At 63.6% G+C, this 24,809-nt stretch carries 24 protein-coding genes and 1 riboswitch; of the genes, 15 read left to right on the top strand and 9 right to left on the bottom strand.

Annotation, left to right across the window (positions count from 1 at the left end; genetic code table 11):
- Positions 1-242 precede the first annotated feature (242 nt).
- The gene (gene rpiA / locus CLV89_RS06990) at positions 243-1,031 is read left to right on the top strand and encodes a ribose-5-phosphate isomerase RpiA (RefSeq protein ID WP_106162921.1); all 789 of its coding nucleotides are present in this window, start codon (positions 243-245) and stop codon (positions 1,029-1,031) included.
- A 69-nt stretch (positions 1,032-1,100) separates the two neighbouring features.
- Here rpiA and CLV89_RS06985 read toward each other — a convergent pair whose 3' ends face one another.
- Positions 1,101-1,538, bottom strand: coding sequence for a PACE efflux transporter (locus tag CLV89_RS06985; RefSeq protein WP_106162920.1), 438 nt, complete (start codon positions 1,536-1,538; stop codon positions 1,101-1,103).
- A 414-nt stretch (positions 1,539-1,952) separates the two neighbouring features.
- Here CLV89_RS06985 and CLV89_RS06980 point away from each other — a divergent pair, with 414 nt between their 5' ends.
- From CLV89_RS06980 to CLV89_RS06960, 5 genes are all read left to right on the top strand, one after another.
- Positions 1,953-2,450 carry a P-loop nucleotide/nucleoside kinase family protein gene (locus CLV89_RS06980; RefSeq protein ID WP_106162919.1) on the top strand — a complete coding sequence of 166 codons (498 nt, stop codon included), beginning with the start codon at positions 1,953-1,955 and terminating at the stop codon, positions 2,448-2,450.
- A gap of 155 nt (positions 2,451-2,605) precedes the next feature.
- Positions 2,606-3,961 (top strand): glutathione-disulfide reductase, encoded by a 1,356-nt coding sequence (gor, locus tag CLV89_RS06975; RefSeq protein ID WP_106162918.1) that lies wholly within the window; start codon positions 2,606-2,608, stop codon positions 3,959-3,961.
- A gap of 107 nt (positions 3,962-4,068) precedes the next feature.
- Positions 4,069-5,232 carry an FtsH protease activity modulator HflK gene (gene hflK / locus CLV89_RS06970; protein ID WP_106162917.1) on the top strand — a complete coding sequence of 388 codons (1,164 nt, stop codon included), beginning with the start codon at positions 4,069-4,071 and terminating at the stop codon, positions 5,230-5,232.
- The gene (hflC, locus tag CLV89_RS06965) at positions 5,232-6,119 is read left to right on the top strand and encodes a protease modulator HflC (RefSeq protein WP_106162916.1); all 888 of its coding nucleotides are present in this window, start codon (positions 5,232-5,234) and stop codon (positions 6,117-6,119) included. Before hflK ends, hflC begins: the two co-directional genes overlap by 1 nt.
- 383 nt (positions 6,120-6,502) lie before the next feature.
- Complete coding sequence (locus CLV89_RS06960) at positions 6,503-8,011, top strand: Do family serine endopeptidase (protein ID WP_421687086.1); 1,509 nt, start codon at positions 6,503-6,505, stop codon at positions 8,009-8,011.
- Between the two features lie 330 nt (positions 8,012-8,341).
- Here the strand turns inward: CLV89_RS06960 and CLV89_RS06955 are convergent, their stop codons facing one another.
- Positions 8,342-9,010 carry a Crp/Fnr family transcriptional regulator gene (locus CLV89_RS06955; protein ID WP_106162915.1) on the bottom strand — a complete coding sequence of 223 codons (669 nt, stop codon included), beginning with the start codon at positions 9,008-9,010 and terminating at the stop codon, positions 8,342-8,344.
- A gap of 127 nt (positions 9,011-9,137) precedes the next feature.
- A complete protein-coding gene (locus CLV89_RS06950; protein ID WP_243394953.1) occupies positions 9,138-9,773 on the bottom strand; it encodes a peptidoglycan-binding domain-containing protein in 636 nt (211 codons plus the stop codon).
- 403 nt (positions 9,774-10,176) lie between these two features.
- Here CLV89_RS06950 and CLV89_RS06945 point away from each other — a divergent pair, with 403 nt between their 5' ends.
- Together CLV89_RS06945 and CLV89_RS06940 are read left to right on the top strand one after the other, a co-directional pair.
- The gene (locus CLV89_RS06945; RefSeq protein ID WP_106162914.1) at positions 10,177-10,500 is read left to right on the top strand and encodes a 2Fe-2S iron-sulfur cluster-binding protein; all 324 of its coding nucleotides are present in this window, start codon (positions 10,177-10,179) and stop codon (positions 10,498-10,500) included.
- Positions 10,500-11,321 carry an FG-GAP repeat domain-containing protein gene (locus tag CLV89_RS06940; protein ID WP_106162913.1) on the top strand — a complete coding sequence of 274 codons (822 nt, stop codon included), beginning with the start codon at positions 10,500-10,502 and terminating at the stop codon, positions 11,319-11,321. Before CLV89_RS06945 ends, CLV89_RS06940 begins: the two co-directional genes overlap by 1 nt.
- Here the strand turns inward: CLV89_RS06940 and CLV89_RS06935 are convergent.
- From CLV89_RS06935 to purD, 3 genes are all read right to left on the bottom strand, one after another.
- The gene (locus CLV89_RS06935; RefSeq protein ID WP_106162912.1) at positions 11,318-12,202 is read right to left on the bottom strand and encodes a bestrophin family protein; all 885 of its coding nucleotides are present in this window, start codon (positions 12,200-12,202) and stop codon (positions 11,318-11,320) included. The genes CLV89_RS06940 and CLV89_RS06935 overlap by 4 nt on opposite strands.
- A gap of 110 nt (positions 12,203-12,312) precedes the next feature.
- Positions 12,313-12,777, bottom strand: coding sequence for a GNAT family N-acetyltransferase (locus tag CLV89_RS06930; RefSeq protein ID WP_106162911.1), 465 nt, complete (start codon positions 12,775-12,777; stop codon positions 12,313-12,315).
- Positions 12,777-14,039 (bottom strand): phosphoribosylamine--glycine ligase, encoded by a 1,263-nt coding sequence (gene purD, locus CLV89_RS06925; RefSeq protein ID WP_106162910.1) that lies wholly within the window; start codon positions 14,037-14,039, stop codon positions 12,777-12,779. The genes CLV89_RS06930 and purD overlap by 1 nt, the downstream gene beginning before the upstream one ends.
- A gap of 131 nt (positions 14,040-14,170) precedes the next feature.
- On the opposite strand from purD, the gene xseA reads away from it, so the two are divergent.
- Positions 14,171-15,700, top strand: a complete 1,530-nt coding sequence (xseA, locus tag CLV89_RS06920) for an exodeoxyribonuclease VII large subunit (protein WP_106162909.1) — start codon at positions 14,171-14,173, stop codon at positions 15,698-15,700.
- 73 nt (positions 15,701-15,773) lie between these two features.
- Here the strand turns inward: xseA and CLV89_RS06915 are convergent, their stop codons facing one another.
- Positions 15,774-16,181 carry a hypothetical protein gene (locus tag CLV89_RS06915; protein WP_243394952.1) on the bottom strand — a complete coding sequence of 136 codons (408 nt, stop codon included), beginning with the start codon at positions 16,179-16,181 and terminating at the stop codon, positions 15,774-15,776.
- A gap of 128 nt (positions 16,182-16,309) precedes the next feature.
- On the opposite strand from CLV89_RS06915, the gene CLV89_RS06910 reads away from it, so the two are divergent.
- Both CLV89_RS06910 and ftsY read left to right on the top strand, forming a co-directional pair.
- Positions 16,310-16,945 (top strand): lysoplasmalogenase family protein, encoded by a 636-nt coding sequence (locus CLV89_RS06910; RefSeq protein WP_106162907.1) that lies wholly within the window; start codon positions 16,310-16,312, stop codon positions 16,943-16,945.
- 73 nt (positions 16,946-17,018) lie between these two features.
- Entirely contained in the window at positions 17,019-18,149 is a 1,131-nt protein-coding gene (ftsY, locus tag CLV89_RS06905) for a signal recognition particle-docking protein FtsY (protein WP_106162906.1), read from the top strand.
- Positions 18,150-18,159: 10 nt separating this feature from the next.
- Here ftsY and CLV89_RS06900 read toward each other — a convergent pair whose 3' ends face one another.
- Complete coding sequence (locus CLV89_RS06900) at positions 18,160-18,651, bottom strand: MgtC/SapB family protein (RefSeq protein ID WP_106162905.1); 492 nt, start codon at positions 18,649-18,651, stop codon at positions 18,160-18,162.
- A 92-nt stretch (positions 18,652-18,743) separates the two neighbouring features.
- Here CLV89_RS06900 and CLV89_RS06895 point away from each other — a divergent pair, with 92 nt between their 5' ends.
- Together CLV89_RS06895 and CLV89_RS06890 are read left to right on the top strand one after the other, a co-directional pair.
- Positions 18,744-19,649, top strand: coding sequence for a DMT family transporter (locus CLV89_RS06895; protein ID WP_106163109.1), 906 nt, complete (start codon positions 18,744-18,746; stop codon positions 19,647-19,649).
- Positions 19,650-19,693: 44 nt separating this feature from the next.
- Positions 19,694-20,332: an inner membrane-spanning protein YciB gene (locus CLV89_RS06890; RefSeq protein WP_207796896.1), complete on the top strand. Its 639-nt coding sequence runs from the start codon at positions 19,694-19,696 to the stop codon at positions 20,330-20,332.
- Between the two features lie 383 nt (positions 20,333-20,715).
- Here the strand turns inward: CLV89_RS06890 and CLV89_RS06885 are convergent, their stop codons facing one another.
- The gene (locus CLV89_RS06885) at positions 20,716-21,648 is read right to left on the bottom strand and encodes an alpha/beta hydrolase (protein WP_106162904.1); all 933 of its coding nucleotides are present in this window, start codon (positions 21,646-21,648) and stop codon (positions 20,716-20,718) included.
- Positions 21,649-21,896: 248 nt separating this feature from the next.
- Positions 21,897-21,975: riboswitch (SAM riboswitch) on the top strand.
- Between the two features lie 75 nt (positions 21,976-22,050).
- On the opposite strand from CLV89_RS06885, the gene metZ reads away from it, so the two are divergent.
- Together metZ and folE2 are read left to right on the top strand one after the other, a co-directional pair.
- Entirely contained in the window at positions 22,051-23,238 is a 1,188-nt protein-coding gene (gene metZ / locus CLV89_RS06880; protein WP_106163107.1) for an O-succinylhomoserine sulfhydrylase, read from the top strand.
- 192 nt (positions 23,239-23,430) lie between these two features.
- On the top strand, positions 23,431-24,534 hold the full coding sequence (folE2, locus tag CLV89_RS06875; RefSeq protein ID WP_106162903.1) for a GTP cyclohydrolase FolE2: 1,104 nt from the start codon (positions 23,431-23,433) through the stop codon (positions 24,532-24,534).
- Positions 24,535-24,809 lie beyond the last annotated feature (275 nt).

The raw sequence follows: 24,809 nt of genomic DNA, 5'->3' as shown, positions 1-24,809 counted from the left end.
TCGCTTCGGGCAAGGCCCGAAACGACCCGCGCCGCGCGCCTATGGCGCGCGGCGCTTGGGGAACCTCGCAACGGTGCTTTCTGACGCGTTGGCAGGCGTGGATCGCAGCGCTTGCCCTAGAGGCGATGCGCATTTCGGATGCCACTTCGGTCCTCGCACAGGGCGGACAATCGGCCTATACCTCTTGCAAAATCGGTGAGTGCAGTCATCGTCCAATTCAAACACACGGAGGTCACGAGATCATGAGCGGAGAGCTTTCCCCTATCGACAAGGCCAAGTTCGTGGCCGCCAAACGCGCCGCTGAAATGGTCGAGGACGGCATGCGCGTGGGGCTTGGGACCGGGTCCACGGCCGCCTGGCTGGTGCGCTGTCTTGGCGAGATGGTGCGCGAGGACGGTCTGAAGATCACCGGCGTGCCTACCTCTGCCCGCACAGCCGCGCTGGCGCGTGAAGTTGGCATCGAGGTGATCACTCTGGATGAGGCCAAATGGCTCGATCTTACCATTGATGGGGCGGATGAATTTGACAGCGATCTGAACCTGATCAAGGGAGGTGGTGGCGCGCTGCTGCACGAGAAGATCGTGGCCACCGCCTCGGACCAGATGGTTGTGATCGCCGACAAGGCCAAGGAGGTGGCAACACTGGGGGCCTTTCCGTTGCCGATCGAGGTTATCCCCTTCGGCTGGCAGACCACACAGGCCCTGGTCGAGGAAACGCTGATCTCGATGGATGTGATGGGCCGGACCTCCACCCTGCGGATGAATGGTGCCAGCCCCTATGTGACGGATGAGGGCAATCACATCCTCGATCTGCATCTGACCCGTATCGGCAATCCGCGTCAGTTGGCGCTGGTCATCAACCAGATCCCCGGCGTGGTGGAGAACGGGCTGTTCATCGACATCTGCGATACGGTGGTGATCGGCTATGGTGACGGCAAGGTTGAGGTGCGCGACATCAACGAGGGCACGGTGGAGACTGATCGCATCGACTTCGTTGATGATGAGAACCTGTTCACCGACCTGAGCGAGTAGACGCGCCGGTCCCAGGCCCGCCCAGGCCCGCCGTGCCGGGCGCGCAAGAAGCGGGCGCGCCCCTGCTCCTTAGCTGTTCTGCCGGGCGTTCTGCCACTCCGGAAGGGGAAACAGCCGGTCGTAGGCCCAGTTGAAGCAAAAGGCATAGGCCATGTAGAACAGGGCGAAGGACACATCCATCACGAAGGCCTGCCAGAGACTTACGCCGAGATACCAGGCGATAAATGGCATCAGGACCAGCAGCAGGCCGACCTCAAACAGCACCGCGTGAAAGACCCGTATCGGTGTGGTTTTCAGCGTCGTGCCCGTCCGGCGTTTCAGAACGCTATCAAAAGCGTAGTTGTAGACGAAGTTCCACAGTGTCGCGAGCGTGGCGCTGACCACGCCGACCGCCCCGATGTCATGAATGGGGAGGTGGAACAGATAGGCCCCCAACGGGATAACCATCAACAACGCGATGATTTCAAAACTCAGGGCATGACGGATACGGTCAAGGGGGGAGCGCATGGGCGACCTCATACTGCGTAATCGGGTCGTCCCGAAGTGACAAACCACGTCGCCATCGGGGTGGCTCCGTGCGCAGGGTCGTCCCTGCAAGGGGCAATGTGGGACAAGGGTGGCCGGGGTTCAACCCCACTGATGAGGTGGCTAGGCGATGTGGCTGGCGCATGTGATCTTGTGGCTATGAGCGGGGCATTCTGTTGCGGGGGCCAGACCGGCGTTGGTGCATTCCGAAGTGTCGTGGCAGGGGCACCCCATCCCCCGACTGCGTGCAGTGGACCTCACGCTGCACAGGGTGGGAACAGGTGGACGCCGCATCAGACCTGTGCCAATCCAACGCCATCACATTATGTGGGTCGGACGCTCTGCTGTGGTTTGGCGCGGGTCGTGCCGGACCTGACCAACTGTTGAAAGGCCGCCATGTCTCAGTCTCATCCGATGCTGCACCTGCTGTGTGGCAAGATCGCATCCGGAAAATCCACCCTCGCCGCGCAGCTTGCGGCGCAGGACGCCACGGTGCTGCTGGCGGAGGACGCATGGCTTCATGGGCTATATGCGGATCAGATGTCTTCCCCGGCGGATTATGTCCGCTGTTCGGCCAGCCTGCGCGCAGTCATGGCCCCGCATGTGGCGGCGCTGTTGGAGGCCGGGGTTTCGGTGGTTCTGGATTTTCCCGCCAATACCGTCGCGACCCGGGCCTGGATGCGGGATCTTCTGACACAGACCGGGGCGGCGCATCAGCTCCATCTGCTTGATGTATCTGATGACACTTGCCTGGCCCGGTTGCGTCGCCGAAATGCTGCTGGCAACCATGCCTTTGCCGCGACAGAGGCGCAGTTTCACCAGTTCACCCGGCACTTCGCGCCCCCAACACCGCAGGAAGGCTTTGACGTTGTGGTGCATTCGCATACGGAGTGATCTGAGCACGCGCTGTTCTTCACGCGGACTTCACGCTTTTGCGACAAAAGCCCTGACAGGCATATGAAAAGTCACGCCGCGCCCCCACTTGCGACACTGGCAATTCACATCGCGCTGTGGGATACCTCGCGCAAGACCAAAGAAGGGCGACGACTATGAGCTTTGATTATGATCTTTTTGTCATTGGGGGCGGCTCCGGTGGGGTGCGCGCAGCGCGCGTTGCAGCCGCAGGCGGCGCATCGGTGGCCCTGGCGGAAGAGGACCGCTATGGCGGCACCTGCGTCATTCGCGGCTGCGTGCCGAAAAAGCTGATGGTTTTTGCCTCCGAGTATGCCGGCATGGTCGAAGATGGCCGGGCCTATGGCTGGGACCTTGAGAACAAGGGCTTCGATTGGGATCACTTCAAGACCAAGCTCAACACCGAGCTGGACCGGTTGGAAGGCATCTATCGCAACCTGCTGAAAAACTCCGGCGTGGAGAGCTTTGACGCCCGCGCGAAGCTGGCGGATGCCCACACGGTGGAGCTGTCTGACGGCACCCGAAAGACTGCGAAACACATCCTGATCGCCACCGGCGGTCGCCCTTGGGTGCCGGAGTTCCCGGGCTCCGAGCTGGCGATCACCTCGAACGAGATGTTCCACTTGGAGACGCTGCCAAAGCGTATCCTGATTGTGGGTGGCGGCTATATCGCGTCCGAGTTTGCCGGCATCATGAACGGCCTCGGGGTGGACACCACGCAGTATTATCGCGGCGCTCAGATCCTGCGGGGCTTTGATGAGGAAGCGCGCGGTCTGGTGGCCGAGGAAATGATCCAGTCCGGCATCGACCTGAAACTCGGCACTAACGTGCTGGAGATGCGCAAGGAAGGCGACCAGATCTGGGTCAAGGCCACCAATGGTGACGAAAGCCTGTTCGATCAGGTGATGTTTGCCACCGGCCGCAACCCGAATGCGGATGACCTCGGGCTGGAGGAATTGGGCATCGCGCGCGGCAAGGGCGGCGAAATCAAGGTAGATCAATACAGTCAGACGGCAGTGCCGTCGGTCTATGCGATCGGCGACGTAACCGATCGCGTCAACCTGACCCCGGTGGCGATCCGCGAGGGCATGGCCTTCGTGGAGACCGTGTTCAACGGCAATCCCACCAGCCCTGACCACGAGCTGATCCCCACCGCGATTTTCACGCAGCCGGAAATGGGCACCATCGGGCTAAGCGAAGAAGAGGCGGCAGAACAGGAAACGATCGAGGTCTATTCGACGTCCTTCAAGCCGATGCAGCAGAGCTTTGCCGGGCGGGCGCAGCGCGTGCTGATGAAACTGATTGTAAGTCAGGCCAGCCGCAAGGTGCTGGGCTGTCATATTGTCGCACCCGGTGCGGGCGAGATGATCCAGCTGGCGGGAATTGCCGTCAAGATGGGGGCGACAAAGGAAGATTTCGACCAAACTGTTGCAGTTCATCCGACCATGTCGGAAGAATTGGTAACACTAAAAACCCCTGTCCGGACGCTTTGACGCGTTCGGTCACTTTGGGAGCTGCTCCGTCTTGAATATCGGCGCGGTGACCACAGGTTAGAGGGCAATATCCGCTGATACGGCGGGGAGAGATGGATAGGAGACACATGGCTGGGAACAGTGGTGGCCCCTGGGGGGGCGGCGGTTCCTCCGGCGGCGGAGGCAACCGGGGCAATAATGGTGGTGGTGACGGTAGCGGTGGCGGTGGCCGCCGTCCGGAAGACAACCAGATCCCCGAGATCGACGAGCTGGTGAAGAAAGGGCAGGAGCAGCTGCGCGTCCTCATGGGCGGTCGTGGCGGCGGTGGCAACGGCAAGGGCCCGCAAGGTGGCGGCTCTGGCGGTGGCAGCCCGCTCTTTTCCAAAGGTGGCGTCGCACTGGCGGCCTTGGTGGCGGCGGGCCTCTGGGTTTACGGCAGCTTCTATACTGTGAAAACGGAAGAGAAGTCCGTGGAGCTGTTCCTGGGCGAATTCTCCAGCGTTGGCGAACCCGGCCTGAACTTCGCTCCGTGGCCGCTTGTCACCTATGAGGTGGTCCCGGTCAGCGTTGAGCAGACCGAAAGCATCGGCGCGGGCGCCCGTGGCTCCGACGCTGGTCTGATGCTGACGGGAGATGAGAACATCATCGACGTGGATTTCCAGGTGGTCTGGAACATCTCCGCGCCGGATCAGTATCTCTTCAACCTGCGCGACCCCAAAGCGACCATTCAGGCGGTGTCTGAATCCGCCATGCGCGAGATTATCGCGCAGTCGCAGCTGGCACCGATCCTCAACCGTGACCGGGGTTTGATCTCTCAGCGCCTAGAAGAGCTGATCCAGTTCACGCTCGACAGCTATGATTCCGGCGTCAACATCGTCCGGGTCAACTTTGACGGGGCCGATCCGCCGGAACCGGTCAAGGACGCCTTCCGCGAGGTGCAATCCGCTGGTCAGGAACGTGACCGGCTTGAAAAGCAAGCGGATGCCTACGCCAACCGCAAGCTGGCATCGGCCCGTGGTCAATCCGCCCAGACGCTCGAGGAGGCCGAGGCCTACCGCGCGCAGGTGGTGAACGAAGCCCAGGGTGAGGCGTCGCGCTTCTCCGCCGTTCTGGCGGAATACGAGAAGGCCCCCGAGGTGACCCGCAAGCGTCTCTATCTGGAAACGATGGAAGATGTGTTCAGCCGCGTCGACAAGATCATCCTCGACGAAACCACCAGTGGCGCTGGCGGACAGGGGATCGTTCCGTATCTGCCGCTGAATGAAATCCGTCGATCGGGAGGAGACAACTGATGAACCGCTCTGTCATTTCTTTGGTTGTTCTTGCCGCTCTGGTCTTTGCAGGCCTGTCGGCGGTCTTCATCGTGGACGAACGGGAAAAGGCGCTGGTGATGCGCTTTGGCCGGGTCGTGAACGTGCAGGAGGCCCCGGGCCTCGCCCTCAAGATGCCCTTCGTCGACGAAGTGGTGAAATACGACGACCGTATTCTCAGCCTCGAAGTCGGCCCGCTTGAGGTCACACCTCTGGACGACCGCCGCCTGGTGGTCGACGCCTTCGCGCGCTATCGCATCACCGATGTGCGTCGTTTCCGCGAAGCGGTGGGTGTCGGCAATATCGGCGCTGCCGAAAGCCGTCTCGACAACATCATGCGCGACCAGACCCGTGAAGTTCTGGGTACCGTCAGCTCCAACGACATCCTGTCGTCTGATCGTGCGGCGCTGATGCTGCGCATCCGCAACGGTGCCATTGCACAGGCCGAAGGTCTCGGGCTCGAGGTGATCGACGTGCGGCTGAAGCGCACCGACCTGCCGCAAGCCAACCTCGAGGCGACCTTTGCCCGGATGCGCGCTGAGCGTGAACGCGAAGCCGCCGACGAGATCGCCCGTGGTGAAGAGGCGGCGCAGCGTGTGCGTGCCCAGGCCGACCGGACCGAGGTCGAGCTGGTCTCCGAAGCCGAGCGCGAGGCGGAAGTCATTCGTGGTGAGGCTGATGCACAACGGAACAGCATCTTTGCCGAAGCCTATGGCGCGGATCCGGAGTTCTTTGAATTCTACCGCAGCCTGACCGCCTATTCGCGGTCGCTGCAGGCGGGCAACTCCTCGTTGGTGCTGTCTCCCGACAGCGAGTTCTTCAACTACCTGAAGTCCTCGCAAGGGACCGCTGGCGTGGCGCGCGAGTGATCGCATCTGCGAAAGCATGAGGAACAGGAAAAGGCCGCTCTTCGGAGTGGCCTTTTTCACAGGTGGCTTCGAGAGGCCGCTTTGATGCGTGACAGCGGCTGACAGGGCGGATGCCCCGATATGGCAGCTTTTATTGGGCGAAGATCCGCCTGTTGCCGCCGCGACGCCGTCGCGGAACCTTCACCAGCATTCACGTCGAATTGAGATGAACCCAACCCCCATTGCGACCTCTCGCGGAGTGGCTACATTGTAGCCAGAGATTTCACCCCGGCGTGTGTCGACCCGAGCGTCGGCGCGCTGCAAGTGCCTGAGGCAGGGTGGCGCCCTTTCCCCTTGTCCGCAGGGGCGGGCAAAGACAGAGTTGACAGGCCAATTCAAGGAGTATGTCCGTGCATCCCATCACAAGTACCAAGACACTGAGCCAGGACCGTGCCCTCCCGCGCACGCAGACCGGTTGGCGTCTGTTCTGGATCGCGGTCCTCGGGACCGCAATGCTGGTCCTGCAGACATTGTCGGCAGCGGCACGGCCCGAAAGCCTCGCGCCGCTGGCCGAAAAGGTCAGCCCCGCCGTGGTGAATATCACCACATCGACCGTGGTCGAAGGGCGGACCGGTCCCCAGGGCATCGTGCCCGAAGGCTCCCCTTTCGAGGACTTCTTCCGTGAGTTCCAGGATCGCAATGGCGGTGGCAACCGCCCGCGTCGTTCTTCGGCGCTGGGATCGGGTTTCGTGATTTCCGAGGACGGCTATATCGTCACCAACAACCACGTGATTGATGGCGCTGACGAGATCGAGATCGAATTCTTTCCCGGTGATGGCCAGCCTGCCGATTTTCTGCCCGCAACCGTTGTGGGCACCGATCCCAACACCGATATTGCGCTGTTGAAAGTGGACGCTCCAATGCCGCTGAAATTCGTCAAGTTCGGGGACAGCGACGTCGCCCGCGTTGGCGACTGGGTTGTCGCCATGGGCAATCCGCTTGGGCAGGGGTTCTCTCTGTCTGCCGGGATCGTGTCTGCCCGCAACCGGGCGCTCTCGGGATCCTATGACGACTACATCCAGACCGACGCGGCCATCAACCGCGGCAACTCCGGTGGTCCGCTGTTCAACATGGACGGCGAAGTGGTCGGCGTGAACACCGCCATCCTGTCGCCCAATGGTGGCTCCATCGGCATCGGCTTTTCCATGGCCTCGAATGTGGTGACCAAGGTGGTCAGCCAGTTGAAGGAATTTGGCGAAACCCGTCGTGGCTGGCTTGGTGTGCGTATTCAGGACGTGACCGATGATCTGGCCGAGGCGATCGGCCTGACAAACGACGAAGGCGTGCTGATCACCGATGTGCCGGAAGGCCCGGCCAAGGAAGCCGGTTTGCTGGCCCGTGACGTGATCACCAGCTTTGACGGTTTCGAGGTAAAGGATACCCGTGATCTGGTCCGCCGCGTTGGCGATACCGAAGTGGGCAAGACTGTGCGCGTGGTGGTGTTCCGCGATGGCAAGACCGAGACCGTTCGCGTGACCCTTGGTCGTCGCGAGGATGCGGTTGGCAACGATGCTGGCACCGGCACCGGCGATGATGTTGTGCCGGATGAGAGCGAGAAAGAGATCCTCGGCCTCACTGTCGGCGCGGTTCGCGATGATATGCGCGACGAGCTGAACCTCGATGCAGACACGCCCGGTCTGGTGATCCTGTCGGTGGACGAAACCTCCGCTGCTTGGGAAAAAGGCCTGCGGGCGGGTGACGTGATCACCGAGGCGGGGCAGAACAAAGTGGCCTCCATCGCCGATCTCGAAGCCCAGATCGAGGCCGCCGAGGAAGGCGGGCGCAAGTCCATCTTCCTGATGGTCCGTCGGGCAGGTGAGCCGCGCTTCGTGGCGCTGAACCTCGACGACTAAACTGCCCCGACCCTTGAGAGGGGCAGGGTGTGACATCAAAAAATCGGCCGGGCCATTGGTCCGGCCGATTGTCGTTCGGGGTGCAGCAGCAGGCGGCACGGGGCGGGTTCAAGGAGCGCAGAATCCAAAGAGCCATGTGTCGGGCGGACACATGGCTCACGATGGGACGGACGATCATTGGGATGGATAGGAGAATGACCGCCTTGCAGATCTTATGGCAGGCGCGCGCGCGATGTACTGTGAAACAGATCACATTGGCGCCGGGTATTTTGCTTTCTGGCGGGAATATTGCATGCCGCCCCGTGGGGAGGTTCGCCAGAGGCGCGCCGCTCAGATGCCCTCGGGGTCGGCCAGAACCGCCAGCCCTCCGCGATCCTTCAGTTGCAGCCCGCCGCGGCTGATCTCGATCAGCCCGGCCTTGCGCCAGTTCGACAAGGTCTTGGAGACCGCTTCACGGGTTGCGCCGACAAATTCCGCGAGTTCGGATTGCGACAGGCTGAGATGGCCGTTGCCCTCTGCCGGCGTGAGATACAACAGCTTGCGCGCCAGCCGCACTGGCATCGGCAGGAACACCTGTTCGTTCAGCTGGGTGTTCATCCAGCGCATGCGCTGTCCGGCAAGCTTCAGCATGTCGCCAGCCAGTTCCGGGTGCCTGGTCAATTGTCCCAGCACATCGCGGTGACGCAGACGGCGCAGATGGCTTGGCTCTGCTGCGGTGGCGGTGGCGGTGCGTTCGCCGGGGTCGAACATGGCGATTTCGCCAAAAATTGCACCGGGGCGCATCATATCAAGTGACAGCTTCCGCCCCGCTGCCGAAAGCGTGGAAATTTCCAGCGCACCGGAGATGATCGCATAGAGCGCATCGCCTTCGTCGCCCCGTTCGAACAACACGTCGCCGGTGGCCAGATGCACATCCGTGGCCTGACTGTCGAGCATCGCCCTGAGGCGCTCCGAGGCTCCGAACAGGAAGCTGGAGGCAGGAAGCGGGGCGACGGGCATAGGAGATCTCCGGCAAGGACGAACGATATCTGGGTGATGTTCGGCTTTTAGGCGGCAAGGCGGCGTCGCGCAAGCTCAGGCATCAAGACTGGAATGTTTGCGGTGCCATTGTGCAGCAAATCGCGGCTCAGCGGTCCACCACCACGGCACTGAGCCCCAGGCTGCGTGCGCCGCGCAATGACAGGCTGGCGCTGTCGATGCCTATGTCTTTTTGATAGCTGCGGATGGCGGCGCGGGTCTCGGCGTTCAGGGTCCCGGTGATCTCGCCTTGATAGAGGTCACGGGCTGCCAGCGCACGTTGCAGCGAGGAGACATATTCGCGGGTCATGGCGTCGGGGCAGGGGGTCTGAAAATAGGTTTCCTTGCGCGGGCGGGTGATCTCCTGCCGGGTTTCAGTGGCAAAGACCGCAGGTTTTGTCACCGAACCGTCGGCGGCTTTGTCCGGCGGCGAGACCATGACCTGCTCGGTAATGGTCTCCACCCGCGCAGGTTCAATCAGCGTATCCCAGCAGGTTCCGGGCAAAGCGCCCGGCGGAGCTGGACGGCCGACACCTTCAAAGGGGGGCGGGGCCAGGCATCCGCTCAGGAGGGTGAGATTGACCGTCATCAACGCGGCCAGCCGAAGCCGTGAGAACGCAGAACTGGGCACCACAGCACCGTCCGGGACCGATGCGCGCACATGCAGCTGTCGCATGAAAAACAGGTTCAGGACATCGTGTCGCAGAAAAGCGAGGCCGGAACGCGGAGGCAGCGGGGCGGTCATAGGCTCTGACAGGGTCCTCGGGTAAAGCGGGCTTCGGGATCCTGTAGTGACCCGATTATGGCAGATGCTATCTTAAATCCGAAGCGCGCGCAAAGCCCGCATTCGCGCTACGGTCCTGTTTTGCCGACAGAAGATCCTGCCTTTTGCCGGCACCGTATGCGGTGAGGGTTTCAAGCGGTAGGGCGCGATGGTCGGTTGCGGGCGTCTGACGGGGCTGCATCTGATGGCGCGTCATCGGCGCGCAGGGCTGTCGGCAGGGGCGTGCGCGTGGCGGGGTGAGAACAAACATGGAAAATGTAGCGTGAAATGGCATGCGACACCGGGGATGACGTAAATGGGGCTGGAACGGCTTGGATACGCTCGCTACACACGGGGGCGAGTACCGAAAAAGGGAAGACGGATCATGGCAAAAATCACCTACATCGAGCACAACGGGACCGAACATGTGGTCGACGTCGCCAACGGGCTGACCGTGATGGAAGGTGCGCGTGACAACAATATTCCGGGCATCGAGGCTGATTGCGGTGGCGCCTGTGCCTGCTCCACCTGCCATGTCTACATTGCGCCGGATTGGGTCGAGAAACTGCCCAAGAAGGACGACATGGAAGAAGACATGCTGGATTTCGCCTTTGAGCCGGATCCGGCCCGCTCGCGCCTGACCTGCCAGCTCAAGGTCTCGGACGCGCTGGACGGTCTGGTTGTGCATATGCCCGAAAAGCAGATCTGATGCGGTCGGCGGGCCGGGCGCGGCGTCTTCTGACACGCACCAGGCCCCCGGTCATCCGCCGCGCGGCGCAGGTGTTGTGCCTGTCGCTGGCGGGGGCGGCGAGCGCGCTGAACGCGCAAGAATCCTGGCAGGTCACGGGCGCAGACTTTGATGCGCCCACGACCCGCTATGGCCATGCGGTTCTGGGGGATGACGTCGAATACAGCCAGCTGCGCATTCATGTGCAACAGGATGCGGGTGGCAGCTCATTGCGAACCTCGGCTGTGTTGCGGCGAGATGTCTTTGAGGTCGATTTGCCGCTGGATCATGTGTTTGAGGATCTTGCTCCGCGCCTCTGGGATATCACTGGCGACGGGTTGCCCGAGGTTGTGGTGGTCGAGACGGATGTGGCGCGGGGCGCCCAGTTGGCGGTCTACAACAGCACGGGTGACAAGATCGCCGCCACGCCCCATATCGGCCAGACAAACCGCTGGCTGGCGCCTGTCGGCGCTGCGGATCTGGATGGCGACGGCCATATCGAGGTCGCCTATATCGACCGCCCCCATCTGGCCAAGACCCTGCGCATCTGGCGGTTTCACTATGGCAAGCTGGTGGAGGTTGCCGCCGCGCCCGGCCTGACGAACCATCTGATCGGTGAGGATGTCATCACCTCCGGTCTGCGCGACTGCGGGGAGGGGCCGGAGATCGTGACTGTCGATGCCGATTGGTCCCGCATCATCGTCTCACGTCTCTACCCGGACGGTAGCATCAGCCGCCGCGATCTTGGCCCGTTCGACATGCAGACCCGGCTTGGTCCCGCGCTGGACTGCCAGCTGCGCTAGCTCAGGTAGTAGCCGACCGGTTTCAGCGGCGCCGGAGCCTCCTCGCCCAGCTGCGACAGCAGAGAGATCTCGATGGTGCGGCACATGGCATCCAGCGGCAGGCCGTTCACGGTCTCGCCAAAGGGGTTGGACAGCTCCTCGGTCACCTCGGCCAGGCCGAAGAAGACATAGGCGATGATCGCCACGAACAGTGGCGTCATCCAGCCTGCGCCCTCCAGCAGGGCGAAAGGGAACAGCAGGCAGTAGAGGTAGGTCGTGCGGAACACCAGCAGCGTGTAGACAAACGGCAGGGGCGTCGCCGCGATACGCTCGCAGCCCGCCTGCGCCAGCGCGATGGAGCCTATGCGCTCGCTCAGCGCCTTCTTGGCAAACCCATCCGGGGCATGATGCGCCACGTCCCGCGCCATCAGGTCGAGCGCGGCGCAGGGCGGATGCGGCGCGTCCCGCAGATCCTCGCCGTCTTCCAGCCATGTGTGCCCGTCGTCATAATGGCTCAACCGGCGCAGGTTGGCGCGGTGCAGGTGGATGAAGGCCAGCGCCAGCCGCAGGGGGCGGCGCTGATGGCCTTCGGGCTGGAACATCACCACCTCGCGGCCCAGTGCCCGCATGTCGGCCACCAATTGCCCCCAAAGCCGGCGCCCCTCCCACCAGCGGTCATAGGCGGCGTTGTTGCGAAAGCCGAGGAACAGCGACAGCGCCACGCCAAAGACCGCGAAGGGCGCGGCATTGGTGTGGGGCAGGGCCAGCAGGCTGCCGTCGAGCCAGACCAGCAGCGCGGCCAGGGCCGTCAGTGCGAGAATGCGCGGCAGGATTCGCGGCAGTACGGAGCCATGGGTGGCGATCAGCAGTTCCAGGAAGCCGGGTTTGTGGCGGACGATCATCGGGAGCACTCCGTTGCGGTTGCGCCCTCAAGAGCAAATTTCGCGCCTGTCATCCTGTCGTCAAACGCCGGATCAGGGCCGCGCTGCGACGGGTATGGCGATCAGGGCGATCAGAGCGTGCGGCGCAGCACGACGGAGGTCGGCCGAGTGTATCCCGGATGTGCGCAGGTCGCCGTCTGCACGAAGCCCAGTCGCGCAAAGGTGGCATGGTTTTCCAACAGCTCCACCCGGGTCTGCAGCTCCAGTGCCTCCAGCCCATGGGCGCGGGCCCGCTCGGCGGCCAACTCAACCAGCTGCCGTGCCAGACCGGTGCCGCGCTGGTCCGCCGCAACAGCCAGCTTGCCAAGATAAAGCACATCTGTTCGCGGGGTCAGAACCACGCAGGCCACTACCGGCGTGCCGATGGCCCAGACCTCACCCGCCTCGGCCTGCGCCGCGAGATCCGCAACGGTGAGATGATGCATGGAGGAGGGCGGATCGATCCGCCCGTCCATATCGGCAAAGCTGCGCCGGATCAGCTCCAGAACCTCGATCAGCGCGGGGCTGTCGGAGGTGAGCTGAACCGGCGCGGGCATTACAAGGCGCGCCAGCCGATGTCGCGGCGCACAAAGCCTTCGGGCCAGTCGATCTGATCCACCATCGCATAGGCGCGATCCCGGGCTTCCTCCAGGCTGTCACCGCGCGCGGTCACATTCAGCACCCGACCGCCATTGGCCAGGATCCGGTCGCCATCGGCCTTGGTGCCGGCATGAAAGACCATGTTCATGCTGTCCTCGGGAAGCGCCTTCAACCCCTTGATGTCAGAGCCTTTCTGATAGGTGCCGGGGTATCCCTCAGCGGCCATTACAACGGTGATCGCATGATCCTCGGCCCAGTTCACCCGGGCCTCCGACAGGCGGCCCTCGGCGGCGGCCTGCATCAGGTCCAGCGCCTGCGCGCCCAGGCGCATCATCAGAACCTGGCATTCCGGATCGCCAAAGCGGACGTTGTATTCCACCAGACGCGGCTCTCCATCCTTGATCATCAGACCGGCGTAGAGCACGCCCTGATAGGGCATGCCGCGTTCGGCCATCACGCGCATGGTGGGCTTGACGATCTCTTCCATCGCACGCGCCTCGATCTCCGGACTCAGCACCGGTGCCGGGGAATAGGCGCCCATGCCGCCGGTGTTGGGGCCGGTGTCGCCTTCGCCGACCCGCTTGTGGTCCTGCGCTGTGCCGATCGACAGGATCTCCTCGCCATCACAGAGCACAAACAGCGACGCTTCCTCGCCCTCCATGAACTCTTCGATCACCACCTCGGCGCCCGCACCGCCAAAGGCCCCGCCGAACATGTCATCAATTGCATCCAGTGCGGTCTGCTCGTCCATCGCCACGATCACGCCCTTGCCAGCGGCCAGACCATCGGCCTTGACCACGATCGGCGCGCCATTCTCGCGCACATGCGCCTTGGCGGCCTCGGCTTCAGTGAAATGGCCGTAGCCTGCGGTCGGCGCGTTTGCAGCGTCGCAAATCTCCTTGGTGAAGCTCTTGGAGACCTCAAGCTTGGCCGCCGCCTCGGAGGGGCCAAAGACCAAGATGCCCGCAGCCCGCAGCCGATCCGCCACGCCCGCCGCCAGCGGCGCCTCGGGGCCGATGATGACGAACTCGATGGCGTTTTCCTCGGCAAATGTGACCACCGCACCGCCGTCCTCGGCGTCGAGGCTGGCGCAATCGGCGATCTGCGCGATGCCCGCATTGCCCGGCGCCACGATCAGCTTGTCACATTTCGGGTTCTGCATCACCGCCCAGGCAAGTGCATGTTCCCGCCCACCGCTGCCGAGGATGAGGATATTCATGAGCCGTTCTCCGATCTGCTTGGCCTCCGTTGTCGCGCGTTCTATGCTGTGCGCGACGCATAAACAAGAACGCCCTGTGCCACGCGGGCGTCAAACCCATCCACCCGAGCAGCCAAGAGCAAGAGTTTCCCATGTCCGACCTCCTCGACGACCCGACACCCGGTCAGAACGCGCCCGAGTTCTCCGTCTCCGAGATCTCCGGCGAGGTGAAACGCACGCTGGAAGGCACCTTTGGCCGCATCCGCGTCAAGGGCGAGGTAGGCCGGGTGTTCAAGGCGCGGTCGGGGCATCTCTACTACGACATCAAGGACGACCGCTCGGTGCTGGCCTGCACCACCTGGAAGGGGCAGGTGAGCAAGCTGGCTGTGGTGCCCGAAGAGGGGCTGGAGGTGGTGGTGACCGGCCGCCTGACAGCCTTTGGCGCCCAGTCGAAATACAACATGAACGTCGAGGAGGTGGCGGTCGCCGGGCAGGGCGCACTGATGGCGCTTCTGGAAAAGCGCAAGACCCAGCTGCAGTCCGAGGGTCTGTTTGCCCCCGAACGCAAGAAGCCGCTGCCCTATCTACCACAGATCGTCGGCGTGGTGACATCGCCCTCCGGCGCGGTGATCCGCGACATCCTGCACCGGTTGCGGGATCGTTTTCCACGCAAGGTGCTGGTCTGGCCGGTGGCAGTCCAGGGCAGCAATTGCGCCCCCGAGGTGGCCCGCGCCATCGACGGCTTCAACAGCCTCAGCCCTGGAGGCGCCTTGCCCCGGCCTGATCTGATCATCGTGGCGCGCGGCGGCGGCTCGATCGAGGATCTCTGGGGCTTCAACGAAGAAGCCGTGGCCCGCGCGGTGGCGGCCAGTGACATCCCGCTGATTTCCGCCGTGGGGCATGAGACCGACACCACGCTGATCGACTATGTCTCTGACCTGCGCGCGCCCACTCCCACGGCGGCGGCGGAACATGCGGTGCCGGTGCGGCTGGAGCTTCTGGGATGGGTCGAGAACCAAAGCGCGCGCATGGCCCATGCCACCACCCGCGCAGTGCAGCTGCGCCGGCAGCGGCTGGGCGATCTGGCGCGGGCGTTGCCCAAGCCCGACACGCTGCTCGAATCGCCGCGCCAGCGACTGGACCGGGTCTCCGACCGGCTGCCCAACGCGCTGATTGCGGGCGTGCAGAAGCGCAAGCTGACCCTCAGCGATCGTGCCGCCTCGCTGCGCCCGGCCACCCTGCGCGGACTGGTGGAGCGGCGCCGGGATCGGCTGAACAATCTCGCCTCGCGGCTGAGCCTGCGGCCCATTGAACAGGACGCGCGCCGCAAGCGCGACGCGCTGGATCAGATCGCCAACCGGCTCGATGCCGCGCAGGCCGCGCGAATCCAGCGCCAGCGGGATCGCCTGATGGCCACCGGACGCCAGCTGGAGATCCTCAGCTACAAGGCCACCCTCAGCCGTGGCTACGCGGTGGTGCGCGACGGCAAGACCTTGGTGACCGACACCGCAGGCGCGAAGGCGGCACAGGCGCTCAGCATCGAATTTGCCGATGGTATCACCGAAATCGGCGGCGCGAGCAGTGCCGAGACAAAAGCCCCGGCCCCTTCCAATCCGGCCACCGCCAAGCCGGCAAATCCCAAACCGCCAAAGACACCCGGCGAACAGGGCTCGCTGTTCTAGCAGGCAGCCAGCCCCTTCATCTTTTCATAAATACCTCGGAGCGCGAGGCAGAGCCTCGCTCCCTGGGCTCGCCTCAGACACCCACTTCGGGGCCGAGACAAACCATGTCCTTGGGCGGATCAGGCTGTTCGGTCAATGTGAGCGCCGGCCCGTCGCCCGTGATCGTGACGCTGAGACCCTCGCTGCCGATCTCATAGCTCCAGCACTGCGCCTCCGGTCTGTCTTCGTAGACAAAACAGATCTCATCGCCTTGCGCATACCACTCCCCCTCGACGCAACGCCCGTCGAGAAAGGACCATTGCACCCGCTGGCCGGGCAGATAGCGTTCCGCGCCATAGTGCTGCCCCAGAAAGTCGAAGTGAATGGTCCGTCCGCGGGTGTAGCTGTCGAACTGCTCCGCGTCGGCTGCGCTCAAGGGCGCGGCGACACAAGAGAAGCCAAGGATCACGGCGCAGAAGCGCAGGGGGGCAGAGTTAAACATGCCCTCACCATGGCGCATGTCCGAAGCCGCGCCAAGGGTACAATTGCCGGTGCTGGCTGGCGCAAGGTCAGCTTTGACCTGTCGGCCATCCCCGGCGCAGGCTGAGGTAAATCGGCAGGGAGGCCGCGATGACGGTGCAGATGATCGGACTGGGTGCGACTGCTGTTTTGGCGCTGGGATATCTTGCGCAGGTGCGGGCGGCAGAGAGCTGGCCACGATCGGCGCTGAAAACCGGCGCGGTGGCGCTGCTGGCCGTCCTTGCCTTTGGGCACCTGCCGCTGCTTGGTCTGGCGCTGGGGCTCTGCGCGCTGGGGGATCTGGCCCTGTCGCGCCCGGGCGAGCGCGCCTTTCTGGCGGGGGTGGCCAGCTTTGCCGCCGGGCATCTGGCCTATGTGGCGCTGTTCCTGTCGCGTCCTCCATCTGATCTTGCAGCGCTTCTGACCGCTCCGATGATCTGGGGGATGGCGACGCTTGTGTTGGTGGCGGGCTTGATGGCGCGGGTGCTGACGCGCCATGCGGGCGAGATGCGCGGGGCGGTTCTGGCCTATGTGCCGGTGATCCTCACCATGGCGCTGGCTGCACTGACGCTGCCACTGCCGCTGCTGTGGGTGGCGGCGGTGATGTTCATGATCTCGGACATGGTGTTGGCGCTGGAAACATTTGTGCTGCCGCCAGCCCATGCCTTGCGTCGCATCACCGGGCCAGTGGTCTGGGTGCTCTACTGGGGGGCGCAGGCGCTGTTTTTCGCGGTGTTTGCGATGTGACACAGCCGCATTGCGCTTTGCATCCCGCCTCAAAGGGCATTAGGTGAATATCAAACGACCTGCGGAGACCCAGATGGCGCTTTTCTCGAAGCTCAAGGAACGGTTGCTGAAATCCTCATCCCGCCTCGGCAAGGAGGTGGATGCGATCGTGGAAGAGGGGGCCACGACCCCGGAGCCCACACCAGCAAGCCCACCGCCCGCGCCCGCCACGCGCGCGGCGGCAGAGCCTGCCGGGACGTCGCAAGCAGGGGCTTCGACTGAGGCGCCCGCCGCAGATGTGCCCACCACCCCTGCACCGCAGGCCGAGGTGTCCAGACCGGGCCTTCTGGGGCGGCTTATGGGCCGCAGTGCCGCAACCGAGCCGCGCCGGGTGCTCGATGACGACATGCTGGAAAGCCTCGAAGAGATGCTGATCGCCTCCGACATGGGGGTGGACACGGCGCTGCGGGTGACCGGCAATATCGCCGAGGGCCGCATGGGCCGCCGCGTTTCGGGTCGCGAAATCCGCGAATTGCTGGCACAGGAGATTGCCCGGGTGATGGAGCCGGTGGCGCGTCCGATGCCGCTTTATCCTTCCAAACCGCAGGTGGTGCTGGTGGTGGGGGTCAATGGCTCCGGCAAGACCACCACCATCGGCAAGCTCGCCAGCCAGTTCCGCGCTGCCGGGAAATCCGTGGTGATCGCCGCGGGCGACACATTCCGCGCCGCCGCGGTGGAACAGCTGCAGGTCTGGGGCGACCGCGCCGGTGTGCCTGTGCTGACCGCGCCCGAGGGCTCCGACCCGGCCAGCCTCGCCTTTGATGCGATGACCAAGGCCGAGGCCGATGGCGCCGATCTCTTGATGATCGACACGGCCGGGCGGTTGCAGAACCGCGCCGACCTGATGGAAGAGCTGGCCAAGATCGTCCGCGTCATTCGCAAGAAGGACCCCGAGGCGCCGCACAACACGCTTTTGGTGCTGGACGCCACCACCGGGCAGAACGCGCTGTCGCAGGTGGAGACCTTCCGTCAGCTGGCGGATGTGTCGGGGCTGGTGATGACCAAGCTTGACGGCACCGCCAAGGGCGGCGTGCTGGTGGCGCTGGCCGACAAGTTCGGCCTGCCGATCCATGCCATCGGCGTGGGTGAGCAGATCGACGACCTGTCGCCCTTTGACCCGGAGGAATTCGCCGCCGCGCTCACCGGGCTTGAAGACGGGGCGTGAGGATCGCGGATCAATGCCGGCTCATCCATTTCTCCACATGGCGGAGCAGGAACAGCACCGTGAGGACAATGGCCGTGGCCATCGCCGCGAGCGGCATCTGACCGGCGCCACACCCAAGGCCAATGGCCCCCACCAGCCAGAGCGACGCGCCGGTGGTCACGTTGCGCACCCGGTCGCCGGAGGTGAAGATCAGCCCCGCCGCCAGGAAGGCCACGCCCGCCGTTACCGCCTCGATCATGCGCAGGGGATCGTTGCGCTGCGCCTCGGCGCCAAAATCCAGCGCCGCGATCTCCCGCCCCAGCACCACGAACAGGCAGGCGGCCACGGAGACAAGGATATGGGTGCGCAGGCCTGCGGGCTTGTCCTGCAACTCACGCTCCAGACCGACCAGGGCGGCCAGCACACTGGCAGCCAGAAGCCGCGCGAAGGCAATCGGTGCCGGTATCACGGAAAAGGTGCTGGTGAGCTCTTCGATGATCTGTTGCAGGGCGGTATCGAACATGGGACCTCGGGCGCTGGTGGACGTGTCTTAACGTCTGCCCCGCGCGGATGTTCCAAAAACCACCACGTTCACAACAAGGATGACAGCATATGCTGAGCGACTGGCTGATTTCGCTTGAGGGCACCGAACAGGGCCATCAGGTCGCGCTGATCCTCGCGGTCTCGGCAGCGTTCCTGCATGCGGTTTTTGGCGCGCTGCAAAAAGGGCGGCATGATCCCTGGCTGTCACGGGGGGCGATCGATGCCTCCTACGGGCTGATGGCGGCGCCCTTCGCGCTGTTTGTGGTGCCCTGGCCGGAGCCGCATATGTGGCTGATCTTTGTGGGTGTCTGGGTGATCCATGTGCTCTACAAGGTGCTGCAGGCGATGGCCTATACCAAGGGCGCCTATACGGTGGTCTACCCGGTGGTGCGCGGGACCGGGCCGCTGTTTGCGGTGATCGGGGCCTATTGGCTGTTTGGCGAGACCTTTACGCTGGTGCAATGGCTGGGTGTCGGGGTGCTGCTGGCCGGGATCTTCGGGCTGGCGGTCTATAATTTCATCTTTCTTGTCACCGCGCGCGACACGTTGGTGATCGCGCTGGTGCTGGCGGTGGCGACGGGGCTGTTTGTGGCTCTCTACACCACCTACGACGCCTATGGCATCCGGGCGACGGCGGATCCGTTCACCTTCCTGGCGTGGTTCTTCATGATCGACGGGCTGACCATGCCGCCCTATGCCTATTGGCGCTGGCGTCGGATGGGGGCAGAGCGGCCCACGGTGGGCCCGCTGATGCTGCGCGGGTTCTTCGGCGGCTTGGTGGCCTTTGCCTCCTTTGGGTCGGTGATGCTGGCGACGCGACTCGACAAGGTGGGCGAGGCGGCGGTGCTGCGCGAGACATCAACGGTGTTTGCCGCCCTCATCGGCTGGCTGGTGCTGAAGGAAACCGTCGGCCCGCGCCGCATCGCGCTGATGGCGCTGATCGCGGCGGGCGCGGTGATTGTTGAAATGGGTGGCTGAGAGCGCCATCTGTGAAAGATCAATTGGGACATATGAGGCAGCGCATGAGCGAACAGACAAGTGAGCAACCGATGGACAAGGGGCGTCCGATCAACCCGCTGCTGAAGTCGGTGTTGGAGTACGGCCCCGTTGTGCTGTTCTTCATCGCCTATCTGCGGCTGAAGGATCAGGCGTTCGAAATCGGCGGCACCTCCTATGAGGGTTTCATCGTGGTCACTGCCGGATTTGTGCCGCTGATGGTGCTGTCAACGCTGGCGCTGTGGAAGCTCACCGGCAAGCTGTCGAAGATGCAGGTGATGACGCTGGTGCTGATCGTTGTGTTCGGCGGGCTGTCGGTCTGGTTCAACGATGAGCGGTTCTTCAAGATGAAGCCGACGATGATCTATCTGCTGTTCGGCGGGTTGCTGGGCTTTGGCCTGTTGCGGGGGCAGAGCTACCTGCGGGTGGTGATGGAGGAGATGATGCCGCTGCAGGACGAGGGTTGGATGATCCTGACCCGGCGCCTGTGCGCTATGTTCTTTGCGCTGGCGGTGGCGAACGAGGTGATCTGGCGGATGATGAGCACCGAGTCCTGGGTCTATTTCAAGACTTTCGGGCTGACCGCGGCGATGTTCCTGTTCTTCATGACGCAGGCGAGACTGTTCCAGACCTACGGGCTGGAAGAGGACAAGGACGCAAGCTGAAAGAGCACAAGACCTCGGCAGTCCTCATCTGAGGGTTTGCGCTGCGCTTCGCGCATCGCGGTGGGGCGGGGGCCGCGCCTTTCAGGCGCGGCCCCCGCCCGGCCCAACGCTTTGGGTGCAGCCTCCGGCTGTGCGGCAAAGGGGCGGGAGCGCCCCCGGCTTTTCCTGACCGGCCGAGTTTGTGCGGGGCAAGGTATTTCGGCAGATAGGTCAGGCCTGCTGACCTGATGTTTCGCGCGCGAAACAATGGGTCATCAGCGGTGATACTTTTTGTGCCCGTTGCGTCCTCAGCGCGCGCATAGATCTGGGTTGCGTCCCCGGCGGGCGCTGATGTCACCAAAAACTGAGCGGTTGAAAAGGCGCGAGGCTACGGGCGGCGTGGCTCAGATACGTTGCCAGATCGGCATCGGGCCGGGCAGGGGCCGCAGGGTCAGCAGACGGGACCACCGCCGCGCAGGGGTTTCCGGCAGCACCTGCTGCATCAGCGGCAGTGGCGTGCGTTCCGGCTGCCGGATCAGGCGCTTGTAAAACCGCAGCGCACCGGGGCGCATGTAGGCGGACCAATGGCACACACGCCGCTCCGGCAGGCCGATGGGATGGCCCATTTGCGACAAATGCTTCAACGTATCCAGGCAATCGAGCTGCAGCGTCACCGCGTTCACCGCCTCGAACCCGTGGCCGATGGCACGGTCGCCGCGCGTGGGCGAGCGGGTGAGGCTTTCGAACATGAAGTCAAACGCATCGTTTTCGCGGCTGGTCACGTTGAAGAACTCGGTGTTGCGACCCGCAGGTGTCGACAGGGCCTTGTCCACCCGGCTCTGATAGCTCGCACCTGCAAGCGAGATGACCCGGCGCACCGCGCCCGAAGGGAGCCAGTGCAGCGCTTCCAAGGCAACTTCGGTGCCCAGAGAGTGGGCGATAATATGGATGCCGCGCTCTGGTGCATCGGCGTGCAAACTGCGGATCACACGGGCAAGCGCGCGCCCTGCAGCAACTGCGCGGCCCTGGGCCGAGGCCAATGTCCCGCGGGCATCCCACCCAAACGCGACCGCCAGCCCTTCATCCTTGCGCCCGAGACCAAAGCCCAGCTGACGCGGCCAGGAAGGCGCGCGCCAGGGCAGATGTTGTGGGTCGAGAGACAGGATATGTCGATGCGGGCAGTGGTTCGGGTTGCCGGGCTGATATTTATAGCCATGAACCATGATCACCACTGGTCCTGGCACGCGGGCCACCCTGGCGATGCCCTCGTTGATCGACCTTGGCCGGGCATGAAATACCGGCGTCTCACCTAGTGCGTTGATACGGATCAGTGCCATCACACGGCCCCTCAGCAGCCCTGACTTTTCCTGTACGATAGCCCGCTCGGGTGACGGCAAGGTGACGTCTGCGTAACGGCTGGGTGACGTGGGGCGCGGTGTGGGGCACGCCCCGGTCGCGCGCGCGGCGGGGTCCTCAGTAGGGGCTGGCACATGCTGTTTCGGTGGGGTCTGCAGCAGGCGCGGCGCAGCACGGCCCGCCGCGCCCCTCTTGACTGAGGCGCGCTGCGGGCGTATCCGATGCGCGACATAAGAACCGTGGCGATTTGTTTACCGGATTGCGGGCCACGTTAAAGAAGTCGCTAAAGAGGTCAGGACGACGGGACTCCCTTTCGCTTGGCCGGACGGGAGTTTTTTTATGCCCGGACCGTAGGTCAGTGCGGATCCGGCGGAGGCGATATGATGACTGAGACCTGGAACAAACGCACCAAACTGGTTCACGGCGGCACCCGGCGCAGCCAATACAACGAGGTCAGCGAAGCGATCTTCATGACCCAGGGCTTTGTCTACGACAGCGCCGCCCAGGCCGAGGCGCGGTTCATCGAGAGCGGCCCGGATGAGTTCATCTATGCCCGCTACGGCAACCCCACCGTCGCCATGTTCGAAGAGCGTATTGCGCTGCTCGAAGGCGCCGAGGATGCCTTTGCCGCCGCCTCCGGCATGGCCGCTGTGAATGGTGCGCTGACGTCGCTTCTGAAGGCGGGGGATCATGTGGTGTCGGCCAAGGCGCTGTTCGGCTCCTGTCTCTACATCCTGGAAAACATCCTGGCCCGCTACGGTGTCGAGGTGACATTTGTCGACGGCACCGATCTGGAGCAGTGGCGCGCCGCCGTACGTCCCGAGACCAAGGTGGTGTTCTTCGAGAGCATGTCGAACCCGACGCTGGAGGTGATCGACATCGAAGGTGTGGCGCAGATTGCCCATGCCGTCGGCGCCACCGTGGTGGTGGACAATGTGTTCTCGACGCCGGTGTTCTCCAACGCCATCGCGCAAGGGGCCGATGTGGTGGTCTATTCCGCGACCAAGCATATCGACGGTCAGGGCCGGGCGCTGGGCGGCGTGGTTCTGGGCAGCAAAGACTATATCCGCGGCACGCTGGAACCCTATATGAAGCATACCGGTGGCTCGCTCAGCCCGTTCCATGCCTGGATGTTCCTGAAGGGGCTGGAGACCATCGATCTGCGGGTGAACGCGCAGGCCGACAGCGCGCTGAAGATCGCCGAGGCGCTCGATGGCCATCCGGCGCTGGCGCGCACCATCTATCCGGGCCTGAGCACCCATGCGCAGAATGACCTCGTGCAGCGTCAGCTTGGCGGCAAGGGCGGCACGGTGCTGTCGCTGGACCTCAAGGGCGGCAAAGCGGCGGCCTTCGCCTTCCTCGACGCGCTGACCATCCCGGTGATTTCCAACAATCTGGGCGACGCCAAATCCATCGCCACCCACCCGGCCACGACGACGCATCAACGCCTGTCGGTGGACCAGCGCAAGGAGCTGGGCATCACGGACGGGCTGGTGCGGTTCTCAGTGGGGCTGGAAGACACCGACGATCTGATCCGCGATCTGCAAAACGCGCTTGCCCGTATCGGTTGAGCCGTCAGCCACCTCAGCGCCCCTCCGCCAGCACCACATCGCGTCTCAGTGTCCTGGACGCAGGCGGAGGGGCAAAAGGTCAGAAGTGGGACATGTGCTGGCGTTTTTTGGTGATCTATTTTGTGTTTAGTGCCGTACTACCCTACATAATGAGATGCAGCGCCGTCGCTGTAGGGACAGGAGTACACGACAATGAACGTCCACTCTGGTGACTTGAGAGACACCCCGGATCAGTCAGACGCCGCAGAGGCGCTGGCGGTGTTGCGGCGCTGGGCCAGCAAGGCGAGCGCGACGGAAGTGGCGCAGCTCGATCCGGCGATCGCGCGGCTGTTGCCGGAACGTCAGGTGCAGAACTACCCGGACCTGAAGCGCCAGTACCCAGATGAGTTCGAGGCAGACGCGGGCTATCGTGCAACTCTTCCCGATTTGCAAAACGGCCCGTCCAGCCTGATCCGCGGCGCGCAGGAGCAGATCCAGCATGTCGGCATTTCCAATTTTCGATTGCCGATCCGGTTTCACACCCGGGCGGGCGGCGATCTGACGCTGGAGACCAGTGTGACAGGCACCGTCAGCTTGGATGCGGAGAAGAAGGGCATCAACATGTCCCGCATCATGCGCAGCTTCTACCGGCATGCGGAAAAGACCTTTTCCTTTGAAGTGATGGAAGCGGCGCTGGAAGATTATCTGAGCGATCTGGAAAGCGGTGATGCGCGCTTGCAGATGCGGTTTTCCTTCCCGGTGAAGGTGGAAAGCCTGCGCTCTGGCCTGTCGGGCTATCAATACTATGACGTGGCCCTGGAGCTGGTGCAGACGGGCGGTCAACGTCACAGCATCGTGCATCTCGACTATGTCTATTCCTCCACCTGTCCCTGTTCGCTGGAGCTGTCGGAACACGCCCGCCAGTCCCGTGGCCAGCTGGCAACACCGCATTCGCAGCGCTCGGTGGCGCGGATTTCCGTGCAGATGGAGCCGGGCACCGGGTGCCTGTGGTTCGAGGATCTGATCGACCATTGCCGCCGCGCGGTTCCGACCGAAACGCAGGTGATGGTGAAGCGCGAGGATGAGCAGGCCTTTGCCGAGTTGAATGCGGCCAATCCGATCTTTGTCGAGGATGCGGCGCGCCTGTTCTGTGAAGCGCTGCAGAGCGATGCGCGGGTGGGCGATTTCCGGGTGGTGGCAAGCCATCAGGAGAGCTTGCACAGCCATGATGCGGTGTCGGTGCTGACGCAGGGCAAGACCTTTGCCAGCCAGAGCCTTGATCCAAAGCTGTTTTCGACGTTGATCCACCAGGGTTGATCTTGCCGATGCGAGGGGCGCTGCCCCTCGCGCTCCCCGAGATATTTTTGAAAAGATGAAGAGGGGCGGCGCTGGGCACGGGCGCGCCGCTCAAATTTGCCGCAATGCGGCATTTTTCTGCTGCTGCGAAGAAAAACCATGTTACCGTGATCCTCAAGGGGGCGCTTGCGTCATTCGTCCGGGCGCCCGCCCTGTTCGAGTGTTGTTTAAGGTCGACCCTGAGGAGATCACATGATCCGGTTTGAAGGTTTGAAGGACATCCCCACCACCCCGCA

The organism is Tritonibacter scottomollicae (genome assembly GCF_003003215.1).
GTDB lineage: Bacteria > Pseudomonadota > Alphaproteobacteria > Rhodobacterales > Rhodobacteraceae > Epibacterium > Epibacterium scottomollicae.
This window is presented reverse-complemented; position numbering and strand designations above follow the sequence as displayed.